At 67.4% G+C, this 13,809-nt stretch carries 14 protein-coding genes; 5 read left to right on the top strand and 9 right to left on the bottom strand.

All coding sequences use genetic code 11. From position 1 onward, the window contains the following. Nucleotides 1-13 precede the first annotated feature (13 nt). Genes HZY97_RS16850 through HZY97_RS16835 form a run of 4 tightly spaced genes read right to left on the bottom strand, consistent with a single transcriptional unit; the run spans nt 14 to nt 2,002 of the window. On the bottom strand, nt 14-307 hold the full coding sequence (locus HZY97_RS16850; RefSeq protein WP_180146429.1) for a proton-translocating transhydrogenase family protein: 294 nt from the start codon (nt 305-307) through the stop codon (nt 14-16). A gap of 8 nt (nt 308-315) precedes the next feature. Continuing rightward, nucleotides 316-747: a hypothetical protein gene (locus HZY97_RS16845; protein ID WP_180146425.1), complete on the bottom strand. Its 432-nt coding sequence runs from the start codon at nt 745-747 to the stop codon at nt 316-318. Next, the gene (locus HZY97_RS16840) at nt 744-1,865 is read right to left on the bottom strand and encodes an NAD(P) transhydrogenase subunit alpha (protein ID WP_180146422.1); all 1,122 of its coding nucleotides are present in this window, start codon (nt 1,863-1,865) and stop codon (nt 744-746) included. Before HZY97_RS16840 ends, HZY97_RS16845 begins: the two co-directional genes overlap by 4 nt. Next, the gene (locus HZY97_RS16835) at nt 1,862-2,002 is read right to left on the bottom strand and encodes an aa3-type cytochrome c oxidase subunit IV (RefSeq protein ID WP_180146419.1); all 141 of its coding nucleotides are present in this window, start codon (nt 2,000-2,002) and stop codon (nt 1,862-1,864) included. Before HZY97_RS16835 ends, HZY97_RS16840 begins: the two co-directional genes overlap by 4 nt. Nucleotides 2,003-2,154: 152 nt before the next feature. Here HZY97_RS16835 and HZY97_RS16830 point away from each other — a divergent pair, with 152 nt between their 5' ends. Together HZY97_RS16830 and HZY97_RS16825 are read left to right on the top strand one after the other, a co-directional pair. Next, a complete protein-coding gene (locus HZY97_RS16830; RefSeq protein WP_180146416.1) occupies nt 2,155-3,582 on the top strand; it encodes a sigma-54 dependent transcriptional regulator in 1,428 nt (475 codons plus the stop codon). A 16-nt stretch (nt 3,583-3,598) separates the two neighbouring features. Beyond that, nucleotides 3,599-4,279 (top strand): DNA alkylation repair protein, encoded by a 681-nt coding sequence (locus HZY97_RS16825; RefSeq protein WP_180146413.1) that lies wholly within the window; start codon nt 3,599-3,601, stop codon nt 4,277-4,279. On the opposite strand, the gene HZY97_RS16820 is transcribed toward HZY97_RS16825, so the two are convergent. Continuing rightward, nucleotides 4,276-4,794 (bottom strand): DUF2306 domain-containing protein, encoded by a 519-nt coding sequence (locus tag HZY97_RS16820; RefSeq protein ID WP_373684404.1) that lies wholly within the window; start codon nt 4,792-4,794, stop codon nt 4,276-4,278. The two genes, HZY97_RS16825 and HZY97_RS16820, sit on opposite strands and share 4 nt — an antisense overlap. Nucleotides 4,795-4,950: 156 nt before the next feature. Here HZY97_RS16820 and HZY97_RS16815 point away from each other — a divergent pair, with 156 nt between their 5' ends. Beyond that, nucleotides 4,951-5,700 (top strand): LytTR family DNA-binding domain-containing protein, encoded by a 750-nt coding sequence (locus HZY97_RS16815; RefSeq protein ID WP_180146410.1) that lies wholly within the window; start codon nt 4,951-4,953, stop codon nt 5,698-5,700. Here HZY97_RS16815 and folP read toward each other — a convergent pair. Beyond that, nucleotides 5,697-6,785 carry a dihydropteroate synthase gene (gene folP, locus HZY97_RS16810; protein ID WP_180146407.1) on the bottom strand — a complete coding sequence of 363 codons (1,089 nt, stop codon included), beginning with the start codon at nt 6,783-6,785 and terminating at the stop codon, nt 5,697-5,699. The genes HZY97_RS16815 and folP overlap by 4 nt on opposite strands. A 265-nt stretch (nt 6,786-7,050) precedes the next feature. Beyond that, the gene (locus HZY97_RS16805; protein WP_180146404.1) at nt 7,051-8,178 is read right to left on the bottom strand and encodes a site-specific DNA-methyltransferase; all 1,128 of its coding nucleotides are present in this window, start codon (nt 8,176-8,178) and stop codon (nt 7,051-7,053) included. 327 nt (nt 8,179-8,505) lie between these two features. Here HZY97_RS16805 and HZY97_RS16800 point away from each other — a divergent pair, with 327 nt between their 5' ends. Together HZY97_RS16800 and HZY97_RS16795 are read left to right on the top strand one after the other, a co-directional pair. Then, on the top strand, nt 8,506-10,581 hold the full coding sequence (locus HZY97_RS16800; protein WP_257215159.1) for a radical SAM/SPASM domain-containing protein: 2,076 nt from the start codon (nt 8,506-8,508) through the stop codon (nt 10,579-10,581). Between the two features lie 38 nt (nt 10,582-10,619). Next, nucleotides 10,620-12,023 (top strand): radical SAM protein, encoded by a 1,404-nt coding sequence (locus tag HZY97_RS16795; RefSeq protein ID WP_180146399.1) that lies wholly within the window; start codon nt 10,620-10,622, stop codon nt 12,021-12,023. Between the two features lie 3 nt (nt 12,024-12,026). On the opposite strand, the gene HZY97_RS16790 is transcribed toward HZY97_RS16795, so the two are convergent. Next, nucleotides 12,027-12,656, bottom strand: a complete 630-nt coding sequence (locus HZY97_RS16790; RefSeq protein ID WP_180146396.1) for a ribonuclease HII — start codon at nt 12,654-12,656, stop codon at nt 12,027-12,029. Continuing rightward, entirely contained in the window at nt 12,649-13,806 is a 1,158-nt protein-coding gene (gene thiD, locus HZY97_RS16785) for a bifunctional hydroxymethylpyrimidine kinase/phosphomethylpyrimidine kinase (RefSeq protein WP_180146393.1), read from the bottom strand. Before thiD ends, HZY97_RS16790 begins: the two co-directional genes overlap by 8 nt. Nucleotides 13,807-13,809 lie beyond the last annotated feature (3 nt).

The following is a 13,809-nucleotide window of genomic DNA, read 5'->3' as shown; positions in this document are numbered from 1 at the left end:
CCCCGGCGGCGCATCAACGCGCCTTCTTCTTGTACATTGCGAGCATCCGCGCCGTGACCGCGAAGCCGCCGAAAATGTTGATGCTGGCCAGCACCACCGCGAGCAGCCCCAGCCATTTGGAGGCAGCCCCCTCGCTGCCGAGTCCGACGGCGGCGGCAGCGATCAGCGCGCCGACGATGATCACCGAGGAGATCGCATTGGTCACCGCCATCAGCGGCGTGTGCAGCGCCGGCGTGACCGACCAGACGACGTAATAGCCGACAAAGCAGGCCAGCACGAAGATCGACAGGATCGAGATGAAGTCCATTTTTTACCTCAGCTATATTTCTCAAGGCGCGCTTTGGCTGCTGCCACCACCTTGTCATCGAAACGATCAGGGAATTGCGTGACCACGAATTCACCGGTCAGCTCCAACATTCCTCGTTCCGACAGCAGGGCAAAAGCGTCCGATTCCTTAGAGTCCAGAGACCAGTCGATCAGGCACTGCTCGATACCCGCCTTTGCCATTTTCTGCCGCGTCCGCCCGGCTGCCTGTGCTCGCCCGTGCTTTTCAGCAAGCAGGCCCTCATACGCAGCGAGAACTTCCATGAAACGCGAATGAAGCGAATCGTCGATGTTGGCGCCCTCCAGCTCACAACGACGGCGGAAAGCCTGATTGTAGATTTCTTCGTTCCCAAGCCTGCGAGCGTTCGCCATGAGCTTTGTCAGCTCTGACTTATCGGTGAACGCGCTAATGGGCTTTTTCACCCCAACAGCCTCTCGTTCACGACCTTGCCGCCCTGCGTCAGGCGGATGGCATTGCCGATCTCGTCGTCGAGCACCGGCTTGCCCGCGTCCTTGTCCCAGAAGGCGGAGAGGAAGTTGAACAGGTTGCGCGCGAACAATGCCGAGGTGTCGGCGGCGAGGCGCGAGGGCACGTTACGGTGTCCGACGATCTTCACGCCGTGCTTCTCGACGACTTCGCCGGCGACTGCGCCTTCGACATTGCCGCCCGCCTCGACCGCGAGATCGACGATCACGCTGCCCGGCTTCATCGTGGCGATCTGCGCATCGCTGATCAGCCGCGGCGCCGGGCGCCCCGGGATCAGCGCAGTGGTGATCACGATGTCCTGCTTGGCGATGTGCGACGAGACCAGCTCGGCCTGCGCAGCCTTATATTCGTCGCTCATCTCGGTGGCGTAGCCGCCGGTGCCTTCGCCCTCGATACCCTTCACCGCCTCGACGAAGATCGGCTTGGCGCCGAGCGAGAGGATCTGCTCCTTGGTCGCGGCGCGCACGTCGGTCGCGGAGACCTGGGCGCCAAGGCGGCGCGCCGTAGCAATTGCCTGAAGCCCGGCGACGCCGACGCCCATCACGAAGACCTTAGCGGCGGAGACGGTGCCCGCCGCGGTCATCATCATCGGAAAGGCGCGGCCATATTCGCCCGCCGCGTCGAGCACCGCCTTGTAGCCCGAAAGGTTCGACTGCGAGGACAGGATGTCCATCGACTGCGCACGGGTGATGCGCGGCATGAATTCCATCGCCAGCGCTTCAAAGCCGGCGGCGGCATAGGCATCGATCTTGGCACGCTCGCCAAAGGGATTGAGCCCGGCAACGATCCACGCTCCGGCCCTGGTGCCCTTGAGGCTCGCCGGATCGGGCCCCTGCACGCCGAGCACGATGTCGGCGTCCTTCAGCGTCGCGGCACGGGTGCCGACGCTCGCGCCGGCATCGGCATAGGCCTGGTCGGCGATCGTCGCGGTATCGCCCGCGCCCTTCTCGACCGCCACTTCGGCGCCGAGCGCGACGAACTTCTTCACCGTTTCCGGAGTCGCGGAGACGCGCCGCTCGCCGGCGGCGGCCTCCTTCAGAACCGCGATCTTCACTTTGCGGAGATCAGGAAGACAACAAGGGCCGCAACAAGTGCGGCGCCGACGGTGCCCCACATCATCATTGCCTTGAACCCGGTCCAGGTCTGTTCGTGCGCCTTGACCTGGTCGGCACTGTCGAACCCGTCAGCCATTCGTCTCTCCCCTTGAAACGCTATTTGACCCGACCTTAGCCCCGGGTCCCCACCCGCTCAACCCTTGTGCCGCTACGGCAGGCTTAAGCCCGCCTTTACCCATCCGTTTTATAACGGGCGACCTGAAACGGGACATTGGGGACAGTAGAGCGATGACGCGCAACGGCCAGCGCCTCCTGATGCTGATCGACGACGAGCCGGCACAACGCCGTCTCGTCGCGGCCATCGCCGCACGTCGCGGCTGGAAGACCATCTTTGCGGGCGAGGCCGAAATCGGCATCGCCACGCTCGGCACACCCGACGGCATGGCGCTCGACGCGGTCCTGCTCGACCATAGCTCGCCGGACGCCGATGCCGCCGCGCTGATCGGCGAGCTGCGCGCCAGGCGTCCGCAGCTGCCGATCCTGATGCTCACCGCCAACGGCTCGGTGGCCAATGCGGTCAACGCGATGCGCGCCGGCGCGACCGATTTCCTGGTCAAGCCGCTCGCCGCCGAACGGCTGCTCGCGGCGCTCGAGGCTGCCGTCGGCGGCAAGACCGCAGGCGAGCTGCGCCCGCTCACCGAAAAGCTTTCCGCCCCGCTCGCCTTCGACGAGATCGTGGGCAGCGCGCCGCAGTTCCGCGCGGCTCTTGCCATCGCCGCCAAGGCAGCGCGCGCCCGTGTCGCCGTCCTCATTGAGGGCGAGAGCGGCGTCGGCAAGGAAGTGGTCGCCGAGGCGATCCACGCCGCTTCCCCGCGCAACAAGAAGGACATGGTCTGCGTCAATTGCGGCGCGATCCCTGCCAACCTCGTCGAGAGCGAGCTGTTCGGCCATGAGAAGGGCGCCTTCACCGGAGCCTTCGAGCGCAAGATCGGCCGCTTCGCCGACGCCGATGGCGGCACGCTGTTCCTCGACGAAGTCGGCGAGATGCCGCTCGATGCGCAGGTCAAGCTGCTGCGCGTGCTCCAGTCGGGCGAAATCCAGCCGATCGGCGCACGCCATGCCCGCGAAGTCGATGTCCGCGTGATCGCCGCGACCAACAAGACGCTGCAGGCCGAGGTGGAAGCCGGGCGCTTCCGCGAGGATCTTTATTACCGGCTCAATGTCGTCCAGGTGACGATCCCGCCGCTGCGCGAACGCACCGGCGACATCCCCGCACTGGCCCGGCACCTGCTGGCGCGCGTCGCCGAGCAGCCGGGGCTGCGCGAGTTGGGCATCACCGACGATGCGCTCCAGCTGCTCGGCTCGTACGACTGGCCGGGCAATGTCCGCCAGCTCCAGAACGCGCTGTTCCGTGCCGCGGTGCTCTGCGACGGCGACGGTCTGACCCGCGCCGACTTTCCGCAGATCGCCCAGCTCGCCGCCGGCCGTCCGATGGGCAATGGCGCGCAGGCACCGGGCAACGGCAATGCCGGCGTCACGCTGTTCCGCCCCGACGGCAATCTGCGCGCGCTCGACGAGATCGAGGCCGATGTGATTCGCCTCGCCATCGGCCATTATCGCGGCCGGATGACCGAGGTCGCCCGCCGGCTGGGGATTGGCCGCTCGACGCTCTATCGCAAGCTCGGTGAGCTGGGGATCGACCAGAGCGCCGCCTGAGCCTAGCCTGCGGCCCATGCTGGCCGAGGCGCTCCAATTGCTCGAACAGGCCGCCGAGCCGGGCGTGGCCGAGGGGATGTCGCGCTTCGGCATCGCCACGGCCGACCGCGTCATCGGCATCCGGGTCGGCACGATCCGCGGCATCGCCAAGAAGCTCGGCCGGGACCCCGCGCTGGCCGAAGCCCTGTGGGACAGCGGCGTATATGAGGCGCGACTGCTCGCCTGCTTCGTCGGCGATCCCAAAGCGCTCACTTCCGAAAACATGGACCGCTGGGCCGCCGGCTTCGACAATTGGGCGACTTGCGACACCGCCTGTTTCGACCTGTTCGACAAGAGTGCGCTCGCCTGGGATGCGGTCCACCGCTGGGCGGAGGACGAGCGCGAATTCGTGCGCCGCGCGGCTTTTGCGCTGCTCGCCGGACTGGCGCTGCATGACAAGAAGCTGCCCGACGCCCCGTTCCTCGAAACGCTGCCGCTGATCGAGGCGCATGCCGGCGACGACCGCAATTTCGTCAAGAAGGGCGTGAGCTGGGCGCTGCGGGCGATCGGGATGCGCAACCCGGCCTTGCACGCCGCCGCCAGCGACATGGCCGAGCGGCTCTCGGCCTCCTCCGAACCCGCCGCGCGCTGGATCGGGCGGGATGCGGCGCGCGACCTGGCGCGGCCGGCGGCGAGGCGGAAGGCCGGGCTCACCTAAAGCATCAGCCAGTGCCAGAGCAGCCGGCCGGGCAGAAAGGCGAACAGGCCCGGCAGCAACAGCCCGGCGGAATAGAGCGTCCACATGATCTGCTTGTGCCGCGCAATCCTGCCCATCCGGGCGGCGCGGATGGCGCGGAACAGCGCGATGAAGACCACCGGCACGAATAGATGGATCCAGCTGAACTGGCCGTGGTTGATCGTCCGGATGAAGATCGCCGAGGTCGCCGCCGTCAGCATCAGCACCGCCCAGATCCGGCCGAGCATCTTGTGCCGCGCATCGCCCTTCCTCGCCAGCAGCACCCACAGACCGAGCGGGATCGCCGGCAGCACCGTGGCGAGGTGGATGAGGATCGCGACCTGCTTCGCCTCATAGGTCGACGGCGTCATGCCGGTCAGCACCCGGGCGACGGCAATCATGGTCGCACCGGCCAGCACTGTCGCCCCAACGAGCAATGCGCCCTTGCCGATCCGCGGCAGATCGATTGCGACTTCCTGCTGAGGAACACTGGCCACTTCCTGCCTCCCATTTCCATTGGCAGGGCCAGATTGGCGGCTGGCAAAACGCCTGCAATCGCGGCTACGTGGGCAGGCATTTCGCTTCGCCGGCGGGCGGCGGCGCGGAGAGGGCTGCCATTTGGCGAAGCGCGAACGGGACGGGGAAAAGACGGTTTGGGCGGTACACGGCGAATCCTGATCGGCTGCGCGATCATCTTCGGCGTCGGGATCGTGCTCGCGCTGGTCGGGCCGTTCGGCAGCTTCGAAGCGCCGTTCGGGCTCAGGCTGCTCTACTGGCTGGCGATGAGCTATGCCGGCTATTTCCTCTATTTCCCCGCCATGGTCGCCGCGCGGGCGCTCGCTCCCAGGCTCGACCTGCCCGAACCCGCGCTCTGGGCCGCGGCCTGCCTGATCGTCACGCTGCCGATGGCCGCCGTGACCTGGATCGCCAATTTCCTCTGGCACCCGCCGCGCTGGCCGACGCTGGAGGAAGCGCTGTCGCATTATTTCAACGTCCTCGTCCTCGGCGCGCTGGTCTGCGCGCTGTTCTGGTTCGCGCAGGCGCGCCGTGCCGACCCCGTCGAGCCGGAGGCCGAGCCCATCGGCACCGCGCCGCCCCGCCTGCTCGAACGGCTGCCCGCCCATCTGCGCAGCGCCCCGATCGCGCTGGAGATGGAGGACCATTATGTTCGCGTCCACACCGCCCAGGGCTCCGCGCTCCTCCTGATGCGGATGCGCGATGCCGTCGCCGAGCTCGACAACATGCCCGGCGCGCTGGTCCACCGCAGCTGGTGGGTCGCGCAGGGCGCCGTGCAGGGCGTGCGGCGCGACGGGCGCAATGTCCGCCTCCAGCTGACCGGCGGGATCGAGGCGCCGGTCGCCCGCACGCAGGTGAGCGCGCTCGAAGCTGCGGGCTGGCTCTAGCGCGCGACCAGTGCCGCATCGCGCAGGCCGCGCCACACCCGCAGCGCCTGCACGGTCTCGAACACATCATGGACGCGGATGAGCTGTGCCCCGGCATCGGCGGCCTTGAGCGCAAGCGTCAGGCTGCCGCCGAGCCGCTGGTCGGCAGGCGCCTCGTTGCCGAGCGCGCCGATCATCCGCTTGCGGCTGGCGCCGAACACGATCGCGCAGCCGAGGCCGTGGAACAGCGACAGCCCGTTGATCAGCGCGAGATTGTCGGCAAGCGATTTGCCGAAGCCGATGCCCGGATCGACCAGAATCTTCGCGCGATCGACACCCGCTGCGACCACCGCATCGACGCGCTTCTCGAGCCAGTCATACACGTCGAGCAACACGTCGCCGTACCCCTCACCGCCATGCGGACCCTTTTCGGGCTCGGGCGAGTGCATCAGCATCACCGGACAGCCCGCGCCCACCACGACTTCGAGCGCACGCGGATCGTAGAGCAAGGCGGCGACGTCGTTGACGATATGCGCGCCGGCGGCGAGCGCCGCCGACATCACCGAGGCGCGGCGCGTGTCGATCGAGATCGCCGCGCCGCCGGCAGCCAGCTTGCGGATCACCGGCACGACGCGCTCGATCTCCTCGCCTTCCCAGACCTCCGCGGCACCGGGGCGGGTCGATTCGCCGCCAATGTCGAGGATCGCCGCGCCGGCCACCGCCATGTCGACGCCGGCGCTCGCCGCCGCATCGGCGTCCTGCATGTGCGTGCCGGCATCGGAGAAGCTGTCAGGCGTGCGGTTGAGGATCGCCATCACCTGGGGCTGGTCGAGCCGCACCACGCGCTCACCGAGCCTGAGCGGCGCGCGCGGCGCGGTGATGCGCGCGAGGATCGCGGCGATGCGGGGATCGTCGGGCAGGTCGGCGACGGCGATGGTACGCTGGAGGACGCGCTTGCCGTTCTCGCGGGCGATCAGTTCGAAGGCGGAGCACCAGCTGAGACCGCCGGCGAGGCGGACGACTTCGCCGTCGCGGTTGACCGGCGAATCGGCGAGCTGGACGGGGCGGAGATAGAGCTTCGCGGCGGCGGGAAGATCAGGGGTCATTTCGCGCCGAAAGTCACGAAAGTCACGACACTCACGCGCGGGCGTGCGCGCGGAGGGGTGGCGGGATCGGCGGCGGGAGGGTGCGGGAGACGGCTGGCCATGCGGGAAACCGTCTCAGACGAAATCCTACATTGGAAGCGGAAACTTCTACTCCCCTCCCTGGAAGGGAGGGGGCGGGGGGGGTGGGTTGCTCTCCACGAGCACCACCGCCTGTTGAGGCCCACCCACCCCTAGCCCCTCCCTTCCAGGGAGGGGAACAGGTGCGTCAGGGCTGCGTCGCCAGCAGGTAGGTCTGGCGCAGCGCGTCGATCGGCTTGAGGCCGTCGGCGGCTTCGTAATGCCAGAAGGTCCAGCCATTGCACGACGGCGCGTTCTGCAGCGTCGCGCCGATCTTGTGGATCGAGCCGGTCTGGCCCTCGCAGGTCAGCGAACCATCGGCGCCGACCGTCGCGCGCCAGCGGCGCTTGGTGTCCATCAGCACGGTGCCGGGATTGAGATAGCCATTCTCGACCAGCTGGCCGAAGGCGACGCGCGGCTGGCTCTTGGGCGCCTGCATCGTCTTGAGCGCCGATTCGTCGAGCGGCAGCGCCGCGGCGATGCGCTCCTGCGCCGCCTCGACATAGGCACTCTCGCGCTCGATGCCGATCCAGCGGCGGCCAAGCCGCTTGGCGACCGCACCGGTGGTGCCGGTGCCGAAAAAGGGATCGAGCACGACGTCGCCCGGCTTGGTGCTGGCGAGCAGCAGGCGGTAGAGCAGAGCCTCGGGCTTCTGCGTCGGGTGAACCTTGGTGCCGCCCTTCTTGAGCCGCTCCTGGCCGCCGCAGATCGGGAATTCCCAGTCCGAGCGCATCTGCAGCTCGTCGTTGAGCGTCTTCATCGAGCGATAGTTGAAGGTGTATTTCGCCTTCTCGCCGGTCGACGCCCAGATCAGCGTCTCATGCGCGTTGGTGAAGCGGGTGCCCTTGAAATTGGGCATCGGGTTGGCCTTGCGCCAGATGATGTCGTTGAGGATCCAGAAGCCGAGGTCCTGGATCGCCGAGCCGACCTTGAAGATGTTGTGATAGCTGCCGATCACCCAGATCGAGCCATCGTCCTTCAGGATGCGGCGCGCCTCGGCCAGCCATTCGCGGGTGAACGCGTCATAGGCGGCCAGGCTGTCGAACTTGTCCCATTCGTCGGTGACCGCGTCGACGGCGCTGCCGTCGGGACGGTTGAGGTCGCCGCCGAGCTGGAGGTTATAGGGCGGATCGGCGAAGATGCAGTCGATCGACTTGGCCGGCAGCGCGCGCATGGCCTCGATGCAATCCTGCTGCAGGATCGTGTCATAGGGCAGCACATCTACCCAGCTGCGAACCGTCGCCGGCTTCAGCCTGCCCTTTTCGAGAACCCCCATTAACCTCTTTCCCCTTGTTGGAGAGGCGGTTTCTGGCGCGGAACGACCCCACGTCAAGGGAAGATTGGTTAACGAAAAAACCTGCGATTCCGTTAACTTGTAGAACGCTCCACGAACTTATCCACATGCTGAGTCAGGAAGTTATCCACAGGCACAAGATATGGGGTGTGGCGAAAAAGACTCATTCGTGACGCGGCGTGCAGCGGGGCACCCGGCAATTTTTTCCGCCCTGCGCGCCCGGAGCCCCGCCCCGCACCTCTATAAAGATCTGGAAACCATGCCCTTTTGACCGCCCGGAAACGCATTTTCGGGTGTGGGAGCTTGCAGATGTACGAAGGTTCGGTCTCCGCCGCAGTGGCCGTCGAAGCGCCCAGCGACGAATCGGTATTGGAGCTGGTGAAGGGCGCGCTGGCGATCAACGGTGTTGCCGCGGTGCCCACCGTCCTGGCGGCGCTGGCCGAGCGCGGGCCGAACGTCGCGGACCCGCTGATGCGCGTGGTGTTCGACGAAATCATCGCCGCGATCGTCCGCGCCTTCGATGCCGATCCGCTTTCGCCCGACGCCTATGCGGCCTTTGCCGGCATCCCCGCCGACTATGCCGGCGTGCTCTACGATCTGACGCTGCAGGCGATCTTCGGTGATGCGCCGCCGAGCCCGGCGGGCCTGACCGTGAAGGGCGTGCTGTGCCTCACCGGCCTGCTGACCGCCGCCGGTGCGCATGAGCGCGCGGCCATGCTGCTGTCCGAGATCAACCACCCCGAGCAGCATTTCGCGATCCGCCACGCCGCCTGGATCGCCCGCTGCCGCGCCGCCGATTGCTCGACCGCAATAGACCTATGGTGGAATACGCCGCTGCCCGCTGCCGAGACGATCGAGGAGGCCGAGGAAGCGATCCGCCAATCGCCGCTCGCTGTCGATCGGCACCGCGCCTGTGTGCGCCTGCGGCTCGAGGCCGGCGAAGGCGAGGCGGCGATCGACGCGCTCTGCACTGCGCTGGCGCTGCCGCTGGTCGAAGCCGACAAGCGCGCGCTGGCCGGCGAGCTTGCCACCGTGACCGCAGTGCTGATGGCGCGCGGCGAGCATGCTCTGATCGAGCGCCAGCGCACCCTCTGGGCCGTGGCACTGTGCCCGCAAGTCGCGGCGGAGGCGGCGATTCGGCTGCGGGCGGGCGCCTTCCCCTTCCTTCACCCCGACCAGTCCGATGCGATCGCGAAGCTGCTGCTGCAGACGCGCAGCGAGACCGGCTATCCGATGGTCGGCGGAAAGCCGCACCTCGACACGGTGTGGCTGGAGATCACCAACCACTGCAACCAGAAGTGCACCTTCTGCCCGGACATGTTCCGCGAAGAGCCGCGCACCTGGCTGCCGCTCGAGCAGGTCAAGGCGCTGCTCGACGATCTTGCCGCGAACTGCTCGGTCGGCGCAGTGCAGCTCAACGCCTATGGCGAGCCGCTGCTCCACCCCAACATCGCCGAGATTCTCGCCTATATCCGCGAGCAGCAGCTTCCCTTCCCCGCGGTGTTCACCACGCATGGGATGACGCTGGTCGACAAGAAGCTGGCCCAACTCTCGCACAACTACCCCTCGGGCATTGCGGTCTCGCTGCATAATGACAGCCAGCACAGCTACGAGATGACGCGCAGCGCCAAGATCGGCGACTATGAGACGATGGTGACGCGGATCACCGCACTGATCCGCCAGATGGTGCACGAGCGCGCGCCGAGCCATTTGCGGCTCTACCAGATGGTCTCGAACACCAATGTCGACATGCGCGTCGACGAGCAGACCCGCACCGCTTTCCCCGACACGCCGGCGCGGATGATCGCGCATGTCCGCAAATGGGAAGCGATCGCTGCCGAGATCGCCGCCAATGCGCCCCCCGAGGTGCGCGTGGAGGCGCTGGTCAATACGGACGCCGCGATCGCCCATGCCTTCACCGATGCGTTCCACCATGACCGCAACCACCTTCCGATCCTGCGCTGGATCGATGCGCAGGGCGCGCCGCAGGTGGCGTTCGTCTCGGCACGGACGATCGATTCCTATGCCAATTTGCTGTTCGAATATGACCCGCGCTGGCAGGTGTCGCGCAGCGTGGTGAACCGCGAGACGTGCAACTTCACCGCCACGCCCTCGCTGGCGATCTTCGCCACCGGCAAGCTCGGCATCTGCTGCCTCGACCTCAACAGCACCGCGACCTTCGGGTCGCTCTCGGACTATGCGAGCATCGCCGATGCGCTGAAGAGCCCCGAGGCGCTGCGCATCTTCGCCGAGCTTTCGAACGGCGTCGCGGCGAGCCGCGGCTGCCAGACATGCCTCGGCGGCGCCGAGCGGCTTTGCGGCAAGAATGGCGAGGAACTGCCCCGCCCGACGCGCCCGGCGGGCCATTTCCGCGACGGCATCTGAGCCGCTCCGCTCCCTACCGAATCCAGGAAAGAACCGCGATGAACATGGTCAGCCAGGTCGCCGAGCCGCAGCCGGCGGCACCCACTTCCGGCGAGGTCGTCGACCTGATGCTGAGCGTGCTCTCGGACGGGCTCGACCATCCCGAACTGTGGGAGATCATCCCCAGCCTGATGGCGTCCGATCCGATGCTGGTGCCGACGCTCCAGCGCCGCCTGGGCGACGAGCCGCGCATGGCCTTCAAGGACAATCTGCGCATCCTGCTCGGCATGTGCGCCGCCACCGAAGGCGATGTGGCCGACGTGATAGCGATCCTGTCGCCGCTCGCCGCGCGCTACAGCCAGTCGGCGATGGTGCAGGGCGCGCTGTTCCATCTCGAAGGTAGGCTCGATCCCGGGAACCCGCGCTTCCAGCTGGCGGGCAAGCTGTGCCTGAAGCCGTTCACCGAACTCGACGTGCTCGAGGACAGCGCGCATCTGTGCTGCGCGAGCTTCCTGCCGACTTCGGTGGGCAGCTTGAAGCGCGGCGACTGGCAGTCGGTGTGGAATGGCGAGACCGCCCAGGCAATCCGCGCGAGCATGCTCGATGGCTCCTATCGCTATTGCAACAAGCGCACCTGCCCGCCGATCATGAGCGGCACGCTGAAGCCGATCGCCGAGCTGGAGGCCGATCCGCGCTGGGGCGAGATCATCAAGGCGCGCCAGACCGAAATGCCGCACGGGCCCGAGATGGTGAACCTCGCCTATGACCGGACCTGCAATCTCTCCTGCCCGAGCTGCCGCACCCAGCGCTATGCCGCCGACGACGCGACGCGCGCGGTCTATGAGGACATGCAGGAGCGCGCGATCCTGCCGCTGCTGACGAGCGCCAAGACCGTGTTCGTCACCGGATCGGGCGATCCCTTCGCCAGCAAGAACTTCCGCCGGCTGATGGAGCAGCTGACCGTGGAAGAATATCCCGCGCTCAAGTTCATCATCATGACCAACGGCATGCTGTTCACGCGGCGCCAATGGGATGCCTTCCCGAGCCTGCACGGCCGGGTGGAATCGCTGCGCATCAGCCTCGACGCCGCGACCGGGCCGACGCACGAGCTGCTGCGCCGCGGCGCGCGCTGGGAGACGATGCTGGAGAATATGAAGTTCGCCGGCGAGCTCAAGGCGGCCGGGCTTGTCGACGACTATCTCTTCGCCTTCGCCGTGCAGCAGGAAAACTACCGCGAGATGGGCGACCTGGTCGACCTGGCCAAGCAGATGGGCGCGAACAGCGTCTATTTCGGGCGGCTCACCAATTGGGGCACGTTCAGCCAGGCGCAGTATGAAGCCAAGGCCGTGTTCCTGCCGGATCATCCCGAATATGCGGCGTTCCTCGAGGCAGCGCGCGATCCGCGATTGCGCGATCCGATCGTCTGCCCGAGCGACCTCGACGAGTTCTTCGCCGCGGCCTGAGGCCTAGCCGGCTGCGACCCGCGGCCCGAAATCGAAATGCGCCTGGGCGACCGGCGCGAAGCTCTTGCGGTGGTGCGGCGTCGGGCCGAGCGTGCGCAGCGCTTCCTGGTGGACCCTGGCGCCGTATCCCTTGTTGCTCGCCCAGCCATAGCCGGGGTGGAGCGCGTCCAGCTCGATCATCATCGTGTCGCGGCGGTGCTTGGCGACGATCGAGGCGGCGGCGATCGACAGGCAGAGCGCGTCGCCGCCGACCACGGCGTGGCTCTGATGGCCCCAGTCCGGGCAGCGATTGCCGTCGACCAGCACGAAGGCGGGGACGAAGCCGAGCGCATCGACTGCGCGCGTCATCGCCAGCATCGTCGCCCAGAAGATGTTGAGCTGATCGATCTCCTCGACCGTGGCGATGCCGACGCCGACCCTGGCGCAGGCGAGGATCTCGGCGCAGAGCCGCTCGCGCTTGAGCGCGGTGAGTGCCTTGGAATCATCGATGCCATCGGGGATGCATTTGGGATCGAGGATCACTGCGGCGGCGACCACCGGGCCCGCCAAGGGGCCACGGCCGGCCTCGTCCACCCCGGCAACCGGGCCGGCGTGGAGCTTCTGGTATTTCCGTTCGAACTTGAGATCAGGCATCGCCGACCCGCCATGGCGGATAGCGGCGCATCTCGCCAGCCTGGTAGAGACGAACCGAATTGCCCGCCGGATCGCGCAGCCGCGCCTCGCGCCAGCCCCAGGTCTCGTCCTTGGGGTCCTGCTCGAACTGAATGCCCTGCTGCTGGAGATAGGCGACGGTGACGTCGAGGTCGCCGCATTCGAAATAGACGACCGGGCCGGTATAGCCGGGATCGGTGGCGATGCTGAAGGTGGCCCCGCCCTCGGCCTCGAACCGGGCATAGCGCGGGCTCGCACGGACGACCTGGCGGAGACCGAGCAGCCGGTAGAAGCGCTCGCTGGCGGCAAGGTCCTGCGCGGGGACGGTGACCTGGTTCAGCATCGGCTCGAAGAAGCTCATATTGAGGTCGAGCCGCACCGCCTGATGCCCCATCGGGCCATGACCGCGACCGAGCCCCGGCGCCTCGCGCATCGCGATGCGGACGAAGCGGCGGGCGCGGCGGACGGCTTCGGGCAGGTCCCATTCCACCGCCAGCCCGCAGGCGATCGCGGAGGAAAGCGTGCAGCCGGTCCCGTGCGTCGAATCGGTCTCGATGCGCGGATTGCTCCACTCGATCTCGGGCGGATCCTCGGGGTCGGCGGACCACAGCCGATCGGTGACCACCGCGCCCTCAGCATGCCCGCCCTTGACCAGCACCGCGCAGCGATGCGCCTTGACCAAAGCCTGGGCATCGCCGCCCAGCGCCTCGAGCTCGGGCAGGTTCGGCGTGACGACGGTGGCGCGGTCCATCAGCCGCTCGAATGCCGCGATCGTCGCATCGTCAGCGAGCGTCGCGCCGCTCGACGCGACCATGACGGGATCGAACACCACGGGGATGCCGGGCAGCTCCTTGAGCTTCTCCGCCACCGCCGCGGCGGTGCGCGCCGAGCCGATCATGCCGATCTTGATCGCGTCGACGCCGATGTCGCTGACGCACGCCTCGATCTGGGCGAGCACCATCTCGGTGGGGATCGGGTGGACGCCGGTGACGCCGAGCGTGTTCTGTGCGGTGATCGCGGTGACCGCGGTCATCGCATGACCGCCGAGCATGGTGACGGTCTTGATGTCCGCCTGGATCCCGGCGCCGCCGCCGGAATCGGAACCTGCGATGATCAGGATACGCGGCGTCATAGT

Source organism: Sphingomonas sp. R-74633, assembly GCF_013416555.1.
GTDB lineage: Bacteria > Pseudomonadota > Alphaproteobacteria > Sphingomonadales > Sphingomonadaceae > Sphingomonas.
The sequence above is the reverse complement of the archived record's forward strand: the minus strand, read 5'-3'. Positions and strand labels throughout refer to the sequence as shown.